Origin of the sequence: Chryseobacterium fluminis, from assembly GCF_026314945.1 — a bacterium.
Taxonomy (GTDB): domain Bacteria; phylum Bacteroidota; class Bacteroidia; order Flavobacteriales; family Weeksellaceae; genus Chryseobacterium; species Chryseobacterium fluminis.
The window spans coordinates 3,843,502-3,862,658 of the sequence record NZ_CP111121.1 but is presented as its reverse complement, the minus strand read 5'-3'; the positions used below and the strand labels follow the sequence as shown (position 1 = coordinate 3,862,658).

The 19,157-nt window shown below is 37.3% G+C and carries 13 protein-coding genes and 1 pseudogene; 5 read left to right on the top strand and 9 right to left on the bottom strand.

The genetic code is table 11. The features are described from left to right. Positions 1 to 2 precede the first annotated feature (2 nt). The 3 genes from nuoL to ODZ84_RS17690 are packed head-to-tail and all read left to right on the top strand — an operon-like array spanning position 3 to position 4,811. Positions 3 to 1,916, top strand: a complete 1,914-nt coding sequence (gene nuoL, locus ODZ84_RS17700) for an NADH-quinone oxidoreductase subunit L (protein ID WP_266173704.1) — start codon at positions 3 to 5, stop codon at positions 1,914 to 1,916. Continuing rightward, complete coding sequence (locus ODZ84_RS17695) at positions 1,916 to 3,409, top strand: complex I subunit 4 family protein (RefSeq protein ID WP_266173703.1); 1,494 nt, start codon at positions 1,916 to 1,918, stop codon at positions 3,407 to 3,409. The genes nuoL and ODZ84_RS17695 overlap by 1 nt, the downstream gene beginning before the upstream one ends. A gap of 16 nt (positions 3,410 to 3,425) precedes the next feature. Beyond that, positions 3,426 to 4,811 (top strand): NADH-quinone oxidoreductase subunit N, encoded by a 1,386-nt coding sequence (locus tag ODZ84_RS17690; protein WP_266173702.1) that lies wholly within the window; start codon positions 3,426 to 3,428, stop codon positions 4,809 to 4,811. 151 nt (positions 4,812 to 4,962) lie between these two features. On the opposite strand, the gene ODZ84_RS17685 is transcribed toward ODZ84_RS17690, so the two are convergent. The 4 genes and pseudogenes from ODZ84_RS17685 to ODZ84_RS23475 all read right to left on the bottom strand — a co-directional run. Continuing rightward, positions 4,963 to 5,346 (bottom strand): hypothetical protein, encoded by a 384-nt coding sequence (locus tag ODZ84_RS17685; RefSeq protein ID WP_266173701.1) that lies wholly within the window; start codon positions 5,344 to 5,346, stop codon positions 4,963 to 4,965. Further along, a complete protein-coding gene (locus ODZ84_RS17680; RefSeq protein WP_266173700.1) occupies positions 5,340 to 5,630 on the bottom strand; it encodes a hypothetical protein in 291 nt (96 codons plus the stop codon). The genes ODZ84_RS17685 and ODZ84_RS17680 overlap by 7 nt, the downstream gene beginning before the upstream one ends. A gap of 304 nt (positions 5,631 to 5,934) precedes the next feature. Then, positions 5,935 to 6,618, bottom strand: a complete 684-nt coding sequence (locus tag ODZ84_RS17675) for a hypothetical protein (RefSeq protein WP_266173699.1) — start codon at positions 6,616 to 6,618, stop codon at positions 5,935 to 5,937. A 409-nt stretch (positions 6,619 to 7,027) separates the two neighbouring features. After that, a pseudogene (locus ODZ84_RS23475) lies at positions 7,028 to 7,231 on the bottom strand (transposase); the annotation flags it as partial. An 830-nt stretch (positions 7,232 to 8,061) separates the two neighbouring features. Between ODZ84_RS23475 and ODZ84_RS17665 the strand changes: the two are divergent. Further along, a complete protein-coding gene (locus ODZ84_RS17665; RefSeq protein WP_266173698.1) occupies positions 8,062 to 10,380 on the top strand; it encodes a GAF domain-containing protein in 2,319 nt (772 codons plus the stop codon). Here ODZ84_RS17665 and ODZ84_RS17660 read toward each other — a convergent pair. Next, entirely contained in the window at positions 10,365 to 11,279 is a 915-nt protein-coding gene (locus tag ODZ84_RS17660) for a bestrophin family protein (protein WP_266173697.1), read from the bottom strand. The two genes, ODZ84_RS17665 and ODZ84_RS17660, sit on opposite strands and share 16 nt — an antisense overlap. Positions 11,280 to 11,292: 13 nt before the next feature. Next, entirely contained in the window at positions 11,293 to 12,465 is a 1,173-nt protein-coding gene (locus ODZ84_RS17655; RefSeq protein WP_266173696.1) for a Pycsar system effector family protein, read from the bottom strand. A 26-nt stretch (positions 12,466 to 12,491) separates the two neighbouring features. On the opposite strand from ODZ84_RS17655, the gene ODZ84_RS17650 reads away from it, so the two are divergent. Continuing rightward, positions 12,492 to 16,208, top strand: a complete 3,717-nt coding sequence (locus ODZ84_RS17650) for a metallophosphoesterase (RefSeq protein ID WP_266173695.1) — start codon at positions 12,492 to 12,494, stop codon at positions 16,206 to 16,208. A gap of 93 nt (positions 16,209 to 16,301) precedes the next feature. On the opposite strand, the gene ODZ84_RS17645 is transcribed toward ODZ84_RS17650, so the two are convergent. The 3 genes from ODZ84_RS17645 to mazG are packed head-to-tail and all read right to left on the bottom strand — an operon-like array spanning position 16,302 to position 19,022. Next, entirely contained in the window at positions 16,302 to 17,174 is an 873-nt protein-coding gene (locus tag ODZ84_RS17645) for an NHL repeat-containing protein (protein ID WP_266173694.1), read from the bottom strand. Between the two features lie 2 nt (positions 17,175 to 17,176). Continuing rightward, positions 17,177 to 18,256 carry an FUSC family protein gene (locus ODZ84_RS17640; protein ID WP_266173693.1) on the bottom strand — a complete coding sequence of 360 codons (1,080 nt, stop codon included), beginning with the start codon at positions 18,254 to 18,256 and terminating at the stop codon, positions 17,177 to 17,179. Further along, positions 18,243 to 19,022: a nucleoside triphosphate pyrophosphohydrolase gene (gene mazG, locus ODZ84_RS17635; RefSeq protein ID WP_266173692.1), complete on the bottom strand. Its 780-nt coding sequence runs from the start codon at positions 19,020 to 19,022 to the stop codon at positions 18,243 to 18,245. Before mazG ends, ODZ84_RS17640 begins: the two co-directional genes overlap by 14 nt. Between the last annotated feature and the right edge of the window lie 135 nt (positions 19,023 to 19,157).

Here is a 19,157-nt window from a genome sequence, read left to right as displayed (position 1 = left end):
GAATGGAGAATTTAATATATGCAATAATACTTTTACCACTTTTAGGTTTTCTTATTAACGGTCTTTTCGGGAAAGGTCTTCCCAAAATAGTAGTGGGCAGCCTGGCTACAGCCATGGTTTTTATACCTTTCTGTATTGCGGTGAGTATTTTCATGAATTTCGATTCTGAAAGTCCGGCGGTTATCGTAAAAGCTTTTGAATGGTTCAGGGTAAACGGAGTTCAGATCAATTTCGGATTCCAGATCGATCAGTTATCCTTAATGATGGTGATGATCATCACAGGGATCGGATCTTTAATCCATCTCTACTCTATCGGATATATGAGTCATGATAAAGGTTTTTATAAGTTTTTCACTTATCTGAACCTGTTTATCTTCTCTATGTTATTATTGGTTATGGGAAGCAACTACCTGATCTTATTCATCGGATGGGAAGGAGTAGGATTGTGTTCTTACTTACTGATAGGATTCTGGTATACCAACGAAGAATATGGTAAAGCAGCGAGAAAAGCATTTATCATGAACAGAATCGGTGACCTTGCTTTATTGATCGGTATCTTTATGATCGCCGGCCAGACTAATGCTGTAGATTACCTTACCGTAGCGGAAAATGCCGGAAAATTTGAATTGGACGGAAACGTAATTATTTTTATTACGGCGAGTTTATTTATCGGTGCTACCGGTAAATCTGCTCAGGTTCCTTTATATACCTGGTTACCGGATGCGATGGCCGGGCCGACTCCTGTTTCTGCATTAATTCACGCAGCAACGATGGTAACGGCGGGAATTTATTTGGTAGTAAGATCAAACTTCTTATTTACCTTAGCACCAACCGTTCAGGGAGGCATTTTATTCATCGGATTCTTAACCGCTGCTTTGGCAGGATTCTATGCACTGCGTCAAAACGATATTAAAAAAGTATTGGCCTACTCTACTGTTTCACAGCTTGGATTTATGTTCATTGCTTTGGGTCTTGGAGCTTATACAACAGCTATGTTCCACGTAATGACACATGCTTTCTTCAAGGCATTGCTGTTCTTAGGAGCAGGTTCTGTTATCCACGCGATGAGCAACGAACAGGATATGCGTTTTATGGGAGGTCTGAAAAAATATATTCCGGTCACTCATGCTACTTTCCTTATCGGAACATTGGCTATCTCAGGATTCCCTTTGCTATCAGGGATGATTTCAAAAGACGAAATTTTAGTAGCTGCATTTGCTAAAAATCCGGTTTACTGGGTACTTTTATTCATTTTAGCTGCTGTTACTGCAACCTATATGTTCAGATTATACTACCTGACTTTCCACGGGGAGTTCAGAGGTACTGAAGAACAAAAGCACCACCTGCATGAGAGTCCGACCAATATGACATTACCTTTAATTGTTTTGGCTATTCTATCGGTTCTGGGTGGTTTAATTAACCTTCCTCACTTTATCGGTCACGGCCATTATGCTAAGCTCATGGAATGGTTAAAACCTGTTCTTACTGAGGAAAGCTTTAAACAGATGGAAGCTACTCTTTCTGGAGTTCCGTTTGGTACTGAAATGATTCTTTTGGGAGCAACAGTTGCGATGTTCTTCTGCGTTTGGTTTATCGTTAAAAACACGTATGTTAATAAGCAAAAACGAGCGTTACCGGAAGAACAATATACGGGATGGGAAAAGTTGTCTGCTAAGAAATTATATATTGACGAACTTTACAATGCCATTGTTGTAAAAACTGTTGAAGGATTAGGGCGCGGAGGAAGAATGTTTGACAGGGGTGTTCTGGACCGTTTTGTAGACTTCGTAGGGGAAGGCGCTGAAGACAGCGGAAAAGCGATGAAGCGTATTCAGAACGGAAATGTTGAGAATTACATTCTGATCATGTCTTTAGCGGTAGGAATTATACTGATTGTTAACTTTATATTACAATAATGTCTGGTTTATTATTAACATTATTACTATTACCTCTAGTAGGTTCGGGATTAGTTTTCGCTTGGAAGAGTAATTCCAGCAAATATTTGGCACTGGGAATTGCTTTGATTCAGATGCTTGTAACGTTTTATATCGCATCGGATTTCAATTTTGGGCCGACGGTAGACAGCTCTTTACAGTATGAGATCACGTACCCATGGTCGCAGTTTATCAAAAGTACGCTTCACTTCGGAATCGATGGGATGAGCTTGCTTCTTTTATTGCTGACTAATATTCTGGCGCCTATTATTATTTTATCTTCTTTTAATGAAAATGTAAGCTACAGAAATACATTCTACGGTCTGATCCTGCTGATGCAGTTTGGATTGGTAGGTGTTTTCACTTCGCTTGACGGACTGTTATTCTACATTTTCTGGGAAGTAACTTTGATTCCGATCTGGTTTATTGCCGGACTTTGGGGACAGGAAAATAAAAGATTTGAGTTTACTACGAAATTCTTCGTATATACATTCGTTGGGTCATTATTCATGTTAGCCGGATTGATTTATGTTTACAATCACTCTGCATCTTTTGCGCTGACAGATTTATACAATGCCCAATTAAATGAGACACAACAGACGGTGGTGTTCTGGTTTATCTTTTTTGCCTTTGCAGTAAAATTACCTGTGTTTCCTTTCCATACCTGGCAGCCGGATACCTATACTTATTCTCCGACTCAGGGATCAATGCTTTTGTCAGGGATTATGCTTAAGATGGCAATTTATGGGGTTATGCGTTATCTTTTACCCATCACTCCCATCCCGATTGCAGGAATTTCAGGACAGATTGTTATTATTCTGGCCATCATCGGAATTGTACACGGTGCATTGATCGCCATTGTGCAGACTGATATGAAGAAGATCATTGCGTATTCATCTTTTTCTCACGTAGGATTAATGGTGGCAGGTATCTTCGCTTCTGCGATCGTTACCCTGAGAGGAACTTTCAATATTGAAGGTGCTGAAGGAGCACTGGTGCAGACGTTTGCTCACGGGATCAACGTGGCTGGTCTGTTCTACTGTTGTGATATTTTATACAAGAGATTTAAATCCAGAGACATCAGACAAATGGGAGGTCTTGCCAGAGTAGCTCCTAAATTTGCTGTGCTGTTCCTGATTATTATACTGGGTTCAATGGGCGTTCCGTTGACCAATGGATTTATCGGAGAATTTATCTTGTTGAAATCGGTGTATGATTTCAACGGATTGGCAGCAGTGGTTGCAGGTCTTACGGTAATTCTTTGTGCAGTATACTTATTGAGATTTTACGGAAGAGCCATGTTCGGACAGGGAGATGATGCGGTATTGAGTACAGCAAAAGATTTATCTGCAGTAGAATTCTCCGTATTGGCAAGTTTAGCGGTTTTTGTGATTGTACTGGGTATTTTCCCGCAACCGGTAATCGAAATGGTGAATAGTTCGTTGAAGTTTATCTACCAGTCAATGGTAAGCTAATTTGATATTTTAAAAAATGAGTGTTTTAATTATTGTTTTCCTAACGGCAGTTGTTGCGTTATTTTCAGGAGTTTTTGAACAAGGGAAATTCGCAAGATACATTGGGATTTTGGGATTAATCATCGCATTATATGTAAGTTTCATGCCGGAATATGCTTTTTTCGAAAAGTACAGACACATGTATGAGTATACTGCAAATACTGCTTTATTTACTAAGATATCAATCGTAACGACATTATTACTATTCTTCTTGGGCGGTTTTGCATTCAGCAACCACAGAAGCCACCAGTCAGAATTATACGCGCTGATGCTTTTTGCATTATGCGGTGGAATCATCCTTTTCGGATACCAGAACTTAGTAACGCTGTTCCTGGGCGTAGAAATCCTTTCTATTCCTTTGTATGTCATGGCGGGTGCTAATAAAACTGATTTAAGATCCAACGAAGCATCAATTAAATATTTCCTGATGGGTGCCTTCGCAACGGGTTTCTTACTGTTCGGTATCGCATTTATCTATGGAAGTGTCGGAAGTTTCGATTTATATAAAATCCAGGATTTTGGAGTTTCAAACCCTAAAGATGTCATGTTCATTTTAGGTGTTTTACTGATCCTTTGTGCACTGGCATTCAAAGTGGCACTGGCACCTTTCCACATGTGGAGTCCTGATGTTTACTTCGGAGCGCCTTCATTAATCACGGCTTTCATGGCAAGTGTGGTAAAAATATCAGGATTTTTTGCACTGTTCAGATTAATGACCATAGGGTTTGGTGGTGTTACCGCAGAATGGATTAATGTTTTCGGCGTATTCCTGATTATCACTTTGCTTTTGGCCAATGTGATGGGTCTGGCTCAGACCAATGCGAAAAGAATGCTGGCCTACTCTTCGGTTTCTCATGCAGGATACATCGGATTAGTTTTCTACGGAATGACAAGCCTCTCTACTTATAATTTAGCATTCTATCTGTTTGCTTATTCTTTATCAACAGTTGGGGTATTCATGTGTCTGATTTATGTTGAAAAACTGAAAAGAGAAACTTCATTCGGCGCATTCAAAGGATTGGCAAAATCTGAACCTTTACTGGCGACAGTAGCCGCAATTTCTATGCTATCCATGGCTGGAATTCCGTTAACGGCTGGTTTCATGGGGAAATTTGCTTTATTCTCCCAGGCTATGAATTCCAATCACGGCGTGTTCCTTGTATTGGTGGCCGTTCTTGGTTCAGCAGTTTCAATAGCGTATTACCTGAGATTAATAATCTCCATGTTCTTCTTTAAAGAAAGCACATTTAAATCTTCAGAGAAAGTAACGGTTACCTACAATATTGTTGCGGTGGTCATCATTGCATCAGTGATTATATTAGGCGTTGCTCCGGATTTATTTGCAGGAGTATTCGGATTATAATTCCAAACTGAAATATAAAAGCTAAACCTTCCAATAATCTGGAAGGTTTTTAATTTATAAGTTTCCCTTTAAAATATTTACTCATCATAATATTACAGTTGAATACTCATACGGGATTTTTATATAGTTCTAATTGCTAATAATTTTTATCTCACGGAACCAATTCAATTGTATAATTCCAATTAGGTTTTTCTTTATTAAACTTCTTTTCAAGACGTATATACATATCTCTAAATTTGATACTTTTATTTTTCAATAGCTTACCTTCTAATAATAGATTCAAATCATAAAAAGAAAAATTATACTTTTCATAATATAGACCAGCCTCGGAAAATGGTTGAAAATAGTATAAAGTATGAAACTGCCATTTTGCATCCGGACAAAGTTTGTGTAAATCTTCACCGATAAAATATAATGCAGGAACAAAAAATTTCATTTTATCATCTAATGAAAGCATTTTTACAAATTTTTCTGCATCTGCATAAAATGTATCTTTTTGATAATTGAAATTTAACTCATTTAAAATTTTCAACATATTTCCTTTGTAAATCTTTCTGTATTCATTAATTCCCTATGTCTGTAATAAGGAGTGTCATTTTCTGGGAGTAGAGGAAATTTATTACTATTGAAATCAGAAGTACTTAATATTATAGAATGTTCGGCTGTCGGCACATTCGGCTGAACAAGTAAATTATTTTCATCAATAAAATGTGCAATACTTTCATTATAAGGCGACATTTTGTAAAATTTTAAATCTCTTAGGTTATAATTTGCTTGTTCTTCTTCTTTTGTTAAAATCCTAAATTTGTTTTGTGCCATTATAATATTGGTTTTTAAAATAAAAAATGTAAAGACTAATAATATATACTTCATAATATAAATTACTTAAGATACGTTGCACTGGTTGGACTACTCATCCAGCCTTGTATAAACCTTATCTGCATTTCTCCAGAAATCATTCTATATCGGCTGGTCATATGAAGAATACTAATGGCACTCTTGCCAAAGCTGGCTCCCAAAGTATAAATGCTTGGAGAAATAATAGTATCTGATGTCGAGAAGGGTTTTCGTTTAAACAATTCTCAACTCACATCGTTTAATTTTGATATACCTTCATTGTTGTTTATTGATTTATTATGATTTCTTTTAAATCAAAAATTTCAGGAGGTAGAAAAATTAATTTATTTTCTAAAATTAATGTACCTTCATTGATAAGCTTAAAGTTTTTAAAGTTTAGATCAAAAACTATTTTTCTTGTCTGATATTCCTTAAGGCTGATTTTCTTTTTATCAGACTCACTTATCATTGCCAATTCTGCTCTTTTAGGTGAAATATCCAAGACAATTTCATATAGTTCTTTATTGTATTTTAATTTTTTTTTAAAGAGGGTGCTTATGATGTTCCATTCGGAATATTTAAGCTCTTCCAGAGATCTTATCACTTCAGATTTATCTACTACAAAGTAATCATCAGATAAATTATTGAAAAGCACCTTCCATTTCTCTATTAAAAACTCTTTCTTTTCTTTGTCGGTAAGATCATTCCAGTTGATGTTTTTTGCGGCAACATCGAGATTTATTAGTCCTTGCCAGACCTTTTTATTATAGTAATTTTTAATGAAATTTTCGATGTTATCATTGTCTCGATCCGTGATTAAGCAAAACATCACCTTAGTCATCTTCTTTTCTCTATTCAACTTATCTTGAATGTTAATAATCATCAACAACTCCATGATGGCATTATAATCCGGTAAATCTGCAAACTCTTCCAAATTGGAAAAATAGGCGGTAAACATTATATTTCTCATTTTTTATATATAAATTTTTCTAAATATCTCGTCAATGCATCAGGATAAGGATAAGATTGTGCATAAGGCATTTTACCTGAATGTTGAAAATATTCCCAAACATAATATTTCTCATATAATAATGCTGATTCCCGACTTACAGGTTCCTGGATAAAATTCCATATATGTGAACCGTAGCTCGTATATCTTACATTTAATCCGGAAAACTGACTTTGCGTCCTATTGATAGAATCGTTTGTCTAGTAATGCCAATTTTAGCAAGCTCAAGAGTATTAGATCTCTTTATTGTATATACATTATAACGAGAAGGAAGCGGATCACCTTTAAGGGATAACAATGTACTAATAGCCAGCATTCTTGTAATGACACTCTCCCATAAAGTGTGTAGGTTAAAAGTCAGGCTTGGATTTTATAATCTGAGCCTGTTTTCAAAAATAAGCCTAAATTGATTAAGAACAATACCCCAATTCTGGATGGGCATAGTCCATTTTTTAGTTGCTTCTTTTAAAGCTAGATACACTGATTTAATTACAGCATCATCTGTTGGAAACGACATTTTATTTTTGGTGTATTTACTGATTTTCCCATTGAGATTTTCAATTAAATTAGATGTCGTTCGAATCATAAACTGACTCCATACATACTCACTCCTACATTTGAATGCATCGAGGTAATCATAGCTTCCTAATTGGACCTTGATTTGAGCTGCCATATAATGTACCATCCATAGCCTTTACTTCTGCATATTGGACACCAGAATACCTCAATATGTTAAGTCTATTTGGAATTGGAATTTTGATATTAAAAGGACCTATCCTTAGAGTGTTCGTTTTATACTTTATCTCATCCCTCACTAAATCCTACACTCCATCTGGCACTGTATTTCTGGGTTTATTTTTATACATTCCACCGATTTTTACTTGGTTCCCTGTAATAATTAAATGAAGCCAATCTAACCCTATGATTGAATTTAAAACTTTTTCAAACATTTTACCCGCCTTTTGCTGCAATTTTCCATATGAACAAGTTACACAAAAATTATTTTTAACATAGTTTAATAATATACTTTTATGTTAAATCTTCCCATCCGCTAGAATAATCAGCGTTATATCAACTGTAACTTTAGAGACAAATAAAAATTTTGTTTTAGACTCAAATATCACTGGTTATTTTGGAATAACTGCGTCAATATTTTATTTGTTAAATAAGGAATTCTATACTGAAAAATATAATAATCAGATTACAAATAGATTATGCAGATCAAAATACAGTCAAAAAACAGCAAAGTCAAAATATACCTAGCACATTAGCCGAACTTCAAGATATCTGATTAAAGGAAAGACTTTTGTGAATGACCAAATTACAACCCTTTCCCAAGAAACTATTCCCTACCATCCGAAAACTTAGAGTTTTTTCATAACTTTACTTGAAATTTCACAGCTCTTGTCAAATCTTTATAAGAAAGACGCTCCATTTCAGGTTTTTATCTCATTCAAAAAGTATTTGGATGTGCTGGAACATATCCGGTATAACGATAGACTGGAGTACCGCGTCAATTATGCGGAATCGTTAATTGAGAAAACAAGAAATTTTCAGGAACTGAGAAACGGATTTCAGGACCTGTCATTACTCCACAAATACGAAGATCTTATTAAACTTCTTCTGGCTGATCTTTTCCCTACCGGCTTAACGAATAATGAAATAAAAGCAGCCAGCATTCCGCTGTCTAACATTACATTTAATTATACCGAAAGGTTCAAAAATATCCTTAAAGATGCCGGAAAAGATTTTGAAATAGAACTCAGAGATATTGAAGATGATGAATTCTATGTCTTCTGCTGCTGCCTTATTTTACAGGTTTATTTTAAGAGAGATGTAAAAAGCTATATTCCTCTTTACTATGACATCCCTAATAAACAGGGGATCATGAAGCACTATAAAATTACGGTGAATTCCGACTTCAGTGATATTTATCCTACGGAAGATGCTAAAATCCCGGAAGACGAGGTTATCGATATGCTGCTTGAAAATCTGGACGACACCAAACTCTGGAAAAAATACTTCCCGTCCCAATCATGGATTTTAAGTGGTTTCACGATCATTTCGTTAGTCGACTGTACGTCAGAAGTAGCTTTATCAGACCTGAAATCAAGCATGATACAGATCGATCCGGAAAACTTTACGCCCGATGAAAATTTAAAAGAGACTTTTAAATCCTACTTCGATGTTCCGGAACTTAACTTCGGCCTGATGCTTTTCAACAATAAAGAAAAGAGACTGGAAAAGGTGCCCATCTATGAGAATGTATTTACCAATCATATCCTGGACTTTTGGATTAATACTTTTGATGAGGATATCCGGAGAACAACATTCGAAAATTTCAATTACAATTCAAAACCGGTTGTAGTTTCAGATGTTGACAAGCTGGATTCAGCGGTTAAAAAGTTACCCTCGTTCAGTATTCTGAAGGAAAATAACATTAATAGTTTCATGGTCATTCCGATCATGAAGGAAAATGAGCTTCTGGCCATCATGGAATTTACTTCTCCGATAGCCCATAGTTTCAACGGGTTAAAACTGAAAAAACTGGAGTTTTTTGCAGATATGATACTGTTTTCTCTCAACAGGTTCACTTTCGAGAGAAACAACCAGATCGAAGCCATCATACAGAGGGAGTATACCACCATTCATAACAGTGTCATCTGGAAATTCAGAAATGAAGCCGAAAAATATTTCAATGCTTTTCTCGCTAAGAAAATATATACGTTGAAACAGATCTCGTTCAGAAATCTGACGCCGCTGTTCGGATTTTCCGATATCCGGTCATCATCGGAAAAGCGCTTTAATCTAATGCTGGAAGACCTCAACCAGCAAATCGATTGTCTTCACGGTATTTTTTCTGTCCTAAATTCTGATTCAGAAAAATATCTGTTGGCTCTGGAGATTTTTGAAAATGAATTGAATAATGAAATAAAAGCAGATACAGAACAGCGATTACAACGGCTGCTGAGGGACGAAATTCATCCTTATCTCCAAGGGGTTTTGGAAACCAAAGCAACTCCGGAAATTAGAGAAAAGATTCAGGATTATTTCTTACAGGTCTTCAGTCAGAATGATCTTTTCTATGCCAACAGAAAGAGTCTGGACGATTCTATTACCTTGCTTAACAGGAAACTGGCAGACATGCTGGATGAAAGTCAGGTAAAGGCACAGCAGATTTTTCCGCATTATTATGAAAGATTTAAATCGGATGGAGTCGAACATAATCTTTATATCGGACCTAATATTGCTCCTGAACTCCAATATCCTTCAAAAGTTGTTCAGAAATTAAGATACTGGCAGCTGGAAACGGTCTGTCATATGGAGCTGGAGTTCCAGAGATTCAAAGAAGACCTTCCGATCTCACTGGATATTGCCTCGCTGATTTTTGTTTATAACGAAAAAATAGACATCCGTTTCAGAATGGATGAAAAACGTTTCGATGTCGACGGAGCCTACAATTCCTATTATGAGATCATCAAAAAACGTCTGGATAAAGCGCATGTAAAAGATTCAGCCGAAAGAATTACCTGTCCCGGGAAAATTACCATCGTCTATTTCGGCCTTGAAAACCAGAGAGAATATCTGGAATACGTGAGTAGACTCCAAAAGAAAGGTCTTCTCAAACATGATGTTGAATTTTTGAGAGTACAGGATCTGCAGGGAATTACAGGACTGTTGGCACTCAGAGTTTCACTGGCAGAAAATCAATTGACAATATAAGAATCCGTTTCTTTTAAAGGATCCTGCGGAATTTCGGCCTGTTCAAAAACAGAATATTCGATGGTTCTGCAAATACTGTTAAGAGCAAGATCGTTTTCTTCTTCACCGAAGGGTTCGCCAATTTCCTGAATAATGGCATCCAAAGCAATAAAGGTATAGCTGATCAACACTACAATAAGCGGCATCATCCATCCGAGACTGTCGACCAGCCCGAATGGCAGCCAGAAACAGTATAAGTAAACTGTACGATGCAGCAAAACACTATAGGCAAAAGGCAGTGGGGTATTATGAATTCTTTCGCAACCTCCGGAAATATTAGAAAACTGGTTCAGCTGATGGTCCAGCTGTGTCAGAACAATCGTATCAATATACCCTTTTTTATGCTGCTGTCTAAGCCAGTCAGCTATAAATCCTAAAATAATACTGGGAATAAATTTCTTATGCTCCAGTACTTTCATCTGATCCGCTGACAGCAGATGGGAAATACGTTTTGTCCCCTGCCGGTCTCTTAACTGATCGTTCAAAGACCAGGAGAACGCTGAAATCATTTTGATTATTTTCTGCTTTTCCTCTTTTGAAGGGCCGTCAACCAGCGAAAAGATCTGACGGGTCAGTGATCTGGTTTCAATGACCAGCAATCCCCACAATTTCCGGCCTTCCCAGTACCGGTCGTAACTCGCCGTATTACAGAATCCCATAAATATCGCCAATGCCAGACCTAATAACGTAAAAATGGTAGGATTAAGATGAACCTTATAATCGAAAATTTTTCCTTTGAAAAAGTAGATAGCCAGAGAAAACAGCGTTATCGTTACCAGCTGAACAATAATTTTTTTTAATACAGAACCCCGCCATATAAGAAGCATTCTCAGCCAGTTTTCACGCTCTCTTATAATCATCTCAGCTTAATTTTTAAAGAGAAAGAAAAGCATAACCAAAAGAGAGTACGGAAATAATAATTCCTGCCATAAAGATCTTATAGGTTATCGAGAGAAGTTTATACTTACGATCCAGGACTTTTCCTAAGTAATACAGGTCTTTTACCATAGAATCATAAATATAATCCCTGTCCTTGATCAAGTCTTTCATCGCGTGATGATAATCACCGAAAGGCATACTGTTGAAGTTTCCAAAAAACAACAGGTTTACCTTACGGTCTGCTACATCCTGAAGCGTAAATCTTGCTTTAGTAACATTAGGCTTTGTAGATAAGATCGCAAAAATGATCGTTAAAACGCTTGAAAGCAAAAGTATAAAACTGGGAATAATCAGGTGGGAGTTTTTCGGAGCATCCAGTTTCGGAACCAGTACAGAAAGACATACCGAAATGATAATCGCATTTACAGACAGCAGAATATTGGCTTTACTGTCTGCAATATCGCTCAGCCTCGTGTGATTATTCAGGGTTACTCTAAACAGAGTATCAACACTGCGGTCTGATTTCGATTCCTTTTCTTTATCTTTCTTATTTTCCGAACTGTCTTTTTTACTGTCCTCTTTTTCCAGCTTTTTTTCAATTTTCTTAATATTCTTCTCTTTCAGAGGCCCCCAGTTTTGCTTAGCATAATCCGTATAGAATTGATGCTTATTCTTCAGCATGTCAATATTTCCGGCATTCCATTCATCATTAGAGAAACATCTTACATTGGTAAGCTCCCACTCTTTTCGCAAAGCATCAGAAATATCATTATAATTGTGACTCGCAAAATGACTGCAGTCGGCATCTTTCACGATTTTCTCCAGTAGATTCTGAGGTTCATAGGTAATTTTCGTAGCTAAGATCAACTGTGCTACATCATCGATATAAGCATGGGGATACTTTTCCTTTATCAGAAAATCCTTCATGATCACTACTCCACTCTCTTCATGATTCTGTGCGCATTTGATGTAGCCCGTATCGTGAAACCATAACGCCAATAATACTTTTTCCTGATCCTCCGTAGAAACAGGGGTATTTTTCATAATTTCCTCGGCCTTATTTACCGTATAGGTAGTATGAATAAAATTATGATAAAAATATACCGAAGATAACTTATCTTTGAATAAGATTTCAACATAATCTTTAGCTTTGTTTAAAATGTTCATCACCGAAAATTTGTTACTGTAAATTTATGAATTTATCCTTTAAAACTCATCTAAAAAATACTTCTATTGTCCTTAGAGTAGCTTTATCTGCCGGAGTGCTTTATTCCTGCGCAACATATAACGTAAAAAAGGGTAAAAACTTATTCGAAGTAAAAAATTCTGATATATCATCAGAAAACGACTTTAAAATCTTTTTAATCGGTGATGCAGGAAATGCAGACGAGCCACAGGCCCGCAACACTTTAGACCTGCTTAAAGCAAAGCTGGATTCTGCCGATAAAAATTCTATGCTGATCTTTTTAGGAGATAATATCTATCCTTCCGGAATGCCCGCCGAAAATGACAAAGATTACGGTCTGGCAAAACAGAAGCTTGAAAATCAGCTTGCCATAACTAAAGATTTCAAGGGAAAAACCTTAGTCATTCCCGGCAATCATGATTGGTACCATGGTTTAGACGGCTTAAAAGCACAGGAAGATTTTGTTAAAAAATATCTGAATGATAAAAAAGCATTTCTTCCGAAAAATGCATGCCCTATTGATGATATTAATCTTACCAAAGATGTCAAATTAATTGTTATCGATACCGAATGGGCTTTATTAAACTGGGATCAGCAGCCGGGAATTAATAAAAACTGCGCTATTAAAACCAGGGAAGATTTTTTTGACGAATTTAAAGATCTGATCAATAAAAACCAGGATAAAAGAATTATCGTTGCACTGCATCATCCGGTGATCAGCAGCGGCACACATGCCGGATTTACTTCGGCGAAGACACATCTTTATCCCCTAAAAAGTAAAGTCCCTGTTCCCGGGGTGGCAAGTTTAATTAATGTTGTGAGAAGTTCTTCAGGAGCTAATCCTGAAGATATTAACAGCCGGCATTATGCAGAGCTTTCCAACCGTTTAAAAAGTATTGTTCAGGATAAGGGAAATATCATTTTCGTGTCCGGACATGACCATAATTTGCAATATCATGAAGACCGTAACATCAGGCAGATCATCAGCGGAGCAGGTTCAAAAACAGCGCCTGCCACCATCGCTGAAAAAACAGATTTTTCATATGGCGGTAACGGTTTTGCCATTTTAAATATCCGGAAAGATCACAGTACTGATGTTGAATATTTTTCAACAAAAGACAGTAATTTAAAACAGCTTTCCCATATCTCCGTTATTTCAAAACCAGATGTGTTTATTAATAATTTCCCTAAAACACTGCCACCAACAGTATCTTCTACCGTTTATCCTAAAGCATTAACTGAGAAGAGAAAGTTTTACCGCTGGCTCTGGGGAGATCATTACCGCAAATATTACGGAATACCGGTTGAAGCGCCCACGGCCGACCTGGCTGTGCTCGGTGGTGGATTTACCCCTTTTAGGGAAGGCGGCGGAAATCAGTCTAACAGTTTAAGACTGAGAGCGGCAAACGGGCAGGAATTTGTCATGAGAGGCGTGAAAAAAAGTGCGGTCCGGTTTCTGAACAATATGGCCTTTAAAAAAAGTACATTCGGAAGTGAGCTCAACAATACCTTTCCTGAAAGATTCCTGCTGGATTTTTATACGACCAATCATCCATTCACTCCTTTTTCAGTAGGAAATCTAGCGGATAAACTTAATATTTATCACAGTAACCCTAAACTCTACTATATTCCGAAACAATATACATTGGGAGAGTATAATCAAAACTACGGTGATGAAATGTATATGATTGAAGAACGTTTTTCTGCTGATCCCGTAACTTTGGCATCGCTAGATAATGCCAAAGATATTGTTTCTACAGATGACGTTCTGAAGAACTTCAACAAAAGTTATCAATATTCTGTCGACCAGGAATCCTACATCCGGGCAAGAATTTTCGATATGCTGATCGGCGATTGGGACAGACACTCTGATCAGTGGAAATGGGCAGAATATCAGAATGGAAATCAGGTTGTGTATAAGCCTATCCCCAGAGACAGAGATCAGGCGTTCAGTAAATATGACGGTACTGCCTTTAAAGTCATCATGAATGTTCCGGCCATCCGCCATATGAAGACCTTTAAAGATGACATTAAAAATGTAAAGTGGGTAAATATGGAGCCATACCCGCTGGATCTTATCTTTTTGAAAGGATCTACGGAAGAGGAATGGATAGCACAGGCAAAGTATATTCAGGAGCATCTGACAGACCGGGATATTGATGAAGCTTTCACCAATATGCCCACGGAGGTTAAAGATGAAACACTGGCTGATATCCAAAGGAAATTAAAATCAAGAATAAAAAAACTACAGGATTACGCCGCAGGTTATTATAATGTTCTGCAGAAAAAAGTACCGCTGGCAGGGACTGTAAATCCTGATAAATTTGTTATTACCAAAACAGGACACTCTGTCAATGTAAAACAATATAAACTGGACAAAAAACAGGAAAATCCGGAACTGGTCTTCGAAAAAACATATGATGATTCCAAAACAAGAGAACTTTGGATTTACGGTTTGGAAGACGATGACATTTATGAAGTTTCAGGTGACGGAAAACCTAAAATGAACATCAGGTTAATTGGTGGTTACAATCATGATACCTATAATGTTGCCAATGGAAGCAAGGTGAGAATTTATGACTTTAAATCTCAGAAGAACACATACAATACACGCGGAGCTGTAAAAAATATTTCCGATGATTATGATATCAATACGTATAATTACAAGCATCCCCGATACAGCTTTTTCGCAGGATACCCGAATGCAGATTACAATCCCGATGACGGAGTGATCATTGGTCTTGTTGCCAATTATACCGTCAATAATTTCATCCGTGCTCCGTATACTCAAAAACATAGTCTGAAATCTAATTTTTATACTGCAACAGGAGGTTTCAATCTTGTGTACAGGGGAATATTTAAGAAAGCCATTTCAGGCTGGGATTTTAATCTTGATGCCTCTTACACGACGCCCCGCTATGCAGAAAATTTCTTTGGGCTCTCTAATGAAAGTGAATATGATAAGAAAGAAACAGAAAGAGAGTTCAACAGAGCCAGAATTTCCAAGTTTTTCTTTGCCCCTTCTGTTTCAAAGAAAAGCTGGATGAACCTGGAAAATAAATTCCAGCTGACTTTTGAAAACAATAAAGTACAGAGAAACGGCGACCGTTTTGTAGATCTTTCTTCTGATGTGAGACCTGAAGTATTCAATAACCAGCAATTTGGAGGAGCAAATTATACCTTAAGTTACAAAAACCTGGACAATAATGCCTTTCCTACCTTAGGAACGGAGTTGATGCTGAATGCAGACTGGAAAACCAATCTTTCAGATTTTAATAAAAACTTTGTTACCTTAACGGGAAGATTGACAATTGATCACAGAATTGATAAAAGAGGAAATTTTGTTTTTGCTAACTCGAGCAATGTAAGGTGGATCAACAATAATAATTTTGAATTTTACCAGGCTGCGGCCATTGGTGGAAATAATGGGATGAGAGCCTTCAGAAACGACCGCTTTTCGGGGAGATCTTATTTTACCAATAACTCTGAGATCCGTTGGGACTTCGGAAGAGTGAGAAATAATATAGTTCCTGCCAATATGGGTGTATTACTCGGCTACGATATCGGAAGAGTCTGGAATGACGGCGAAGAATCCCGAAAATGGCATCAGTCGGTTGGAGCAGGATTCTGGCTAAGCATTGTTGAAATGTTTTCTGCCAGATTGAATTATTTCTACGGTTCAGATGGCGGAAGGGTTTCTGCGGGCGTGGGAATGACTTTCTAAGAGTGATATAATGTAAACTTAACAAAACCCGTTTCCAGATCAAGGAAAAAATAAAATAGTCCGTTTCGCTAATTGTGAAACGGACTATCTGTTTTATTGTAAAGAAAACCGGTATACATTTCCGCCTGTGTTCTTGTCTTTTTCATCGGCTATCAGCAATGTTTTATCATCCAGGAAAACTACCGCTTCTTTCTGAGAATTGTGGTTTAATGATATCTTCTGAATTTTTGCCTTATTAAAATCATTGGGTGAAAATCCTGAAAGGACATGAATATTTTTATGACTTAACAGAACAATTTTATCTTTCGTACTGTTGATCGCGGCGGAAGTTATCGCTGCATCGCTGTACTTTCCGTTAAGTTTTAACTGGCCGATCAGTTTTGCTTCGAAATCCCCTTCCTTATTGGGAATCCTGAAAACTAAAAAAGTACCGTCAAAACCCTTGCTCCTGTTTTTGGTAAACAGATAAAAGTTTCCGTCCATTTCCACGAATGCTTCACAGTCATAAAGCCAGTTCGATTTTTTCGGAGGAAATTCTGTCTGACCTTCATAGCGGAATCTTGTGGTCTGAATTACATTTGTGCTCTTCTGGTAAATATCCTTTAAATCTAATTTTAAAATCGCCAGGTTCTGTCTGTTGTTATCGTTATTCCCGAAATCACCGATGTAAATATTTCCCTGTGGATCTGCAGTAATATCTTCCCAATCATTATTTTCAGCATCATTCACCATTACATCAGCGACCTGCTTTCCCTGTGCATCCAGCGCGTAAACCACATTTTTATTTCCCTGGTCTTCAATCGCCCAAATTATCTTTTTATCTTTTGACAGGGCAATACCTGAAACTTCCTTCAGTTTCTTCGGTAACGAAAACTCCACTTTCAGGTCTTCATTTTTAGGCGAATCCTGAGCTTTCGGATTACAGCTCCACAACAAAAATGCCGATACAATAACAACACGCAACATATCTATTTTTTTAATTTTTTAAACTGGAAATAAGAGAACCTTATATTTTTCTCTAAGTTATTAATAATCTGCTGATGATGGAGGAAAAATCCAGCCGTCAGCCCCATGAAACTTCCGATAATCGTATCGATAAGTCTTGCCTGCATCAGATTTTCAACATTATGATGAATATCGCTTCCGGTTTCTGCCAGCAGAATCGTCAGCGGAGTGATAAAAACTACTGCAAGACCGTAATTTCTTACAATCAGAAGCTCAATGACAAACTGCAATATGGTGATGATGACGATCATCATAATCTTATCGGGATTAAATAATAAAATAATCCATGCAAAACCAATTCCTATGAACGTTCCCAAAATCCGGTGCATATTCCTCTGTCGCACATGTTCAAAGTTTCGCCCCTGGATAATCGCAACAGCAGCAATAGAAATCCAGTATGTATTTTTAAACTGTAAAAGATGGCCGATCACTAAAGTCAGCGCCATAAAGAAACCGATGATGGCACTTTCGACAAACTTGGTATATCTTCGTTTGTTAAAAGCTCTTCTCGGCACGGTTACCACCCGACTTTTTTCAATGAAGACCGAATATATAAAGGCAAATGAGCACGACAGGATTGCCCCCATGGCAACCAGTCCTACTCTTGTGGGAATTAATTCCAGATCAAAGGTATACGTACTGGCCATGGCAGCCACCATGATAAAGAAAAAATTTCCGGGTGGCGGGATTTTAAAATACGATGAAATAAAGTGAGCTAAAAACGAAATAATTCCGACCGATACTGCTGCAAAATAAATATTAAATGCAAAAAATGAACTTATGGTAAAAGAAAATACGATTCCGAATGCACAGATCGCGAGATGGATCATTTTCTGGGTAATGTGAGCCGATGTAAAATATAAAATCGTTAATGCGCCCAGACTTGAAAGCGCTCCATAATTAGGCTTTCCAAGAAAATACCCAATGAACAGGCAGCTCCCGATACATAATGCAGCCAGGAAGGGGAAATGCCATTTCCTTTCCGTCTGCTTAAATTCAAGCAGATATTGAAATCTGTGCGTCGTAGGATTACTGATCTTCATTTAAAATTTTCTTGGCTTCTTCCCACAGAACATCCATTTCCTCCAGAGACATATCGGCAAGCATTATATTTTTCTGTAAAGCCAGGCTTTCCATTTTCCGGAATCTGGCAATAAACTTCAGATTTGTTCTTTCTAAGGCAGAGTCAGGGTTAATTCCTGAGATCCGGGCATAGTTGATCAATGAAAAGAAAACGTCTCCTAATTCCTGTTCTTTTTTATCAGGATCTGTTTCCAGATGAAATTCCTGAATCTCTTCATCTACTTTTTTCCAGGCATCTTCGGCATCATGAAATTCGAAACCGATTCCTTTTACTTTATCCTGGATTCTGTACGCTTTTACCAGACTCGGGAGGCTTTTCGGAACACCGCCCAGAATCGAAGTATTGCCTTCTTTCAGTTTCAGTTTTTCCCAATTCTGCTTTACTTCTTCTTCATCTTTCACCTTTGTGTCTCCGTAAATATGCGGATGGCGGAAAATTAGTTTCTCATTGAGGGAATTGATGACATCTGCCATATCAAAGCTTTCTTTTTCAGAGCCTATTTTCGCATAAAAAACAAGGTGGAGAAGCACATCTCCAAGCTCCTTTTTTATTTCCTGCAGGTCATTCTGCAGAATAGCATCGGAAAGTTCGTAGGTCTCCTCCAGGGTCAGATGCCGGAGAGATTCTAAGGTCTGCTTCTGATCCCACGGACATTTTTCGCGCAAATCATCCATAATATCCAATAATCTTCCGAATGCTTCCAGTTTTTCCTGTTTGGTATTCATAAATAAGAATTCTAGTGATACAAATTTAAGGTAAATCTTTTTGATGGCTCCTGTCCGGAATAAAACGCCCTAACGCAGTTTTATCTGATCAGATCATTAAGGGAAACCGGGCATAAAAACAAAAAACCTCATCAT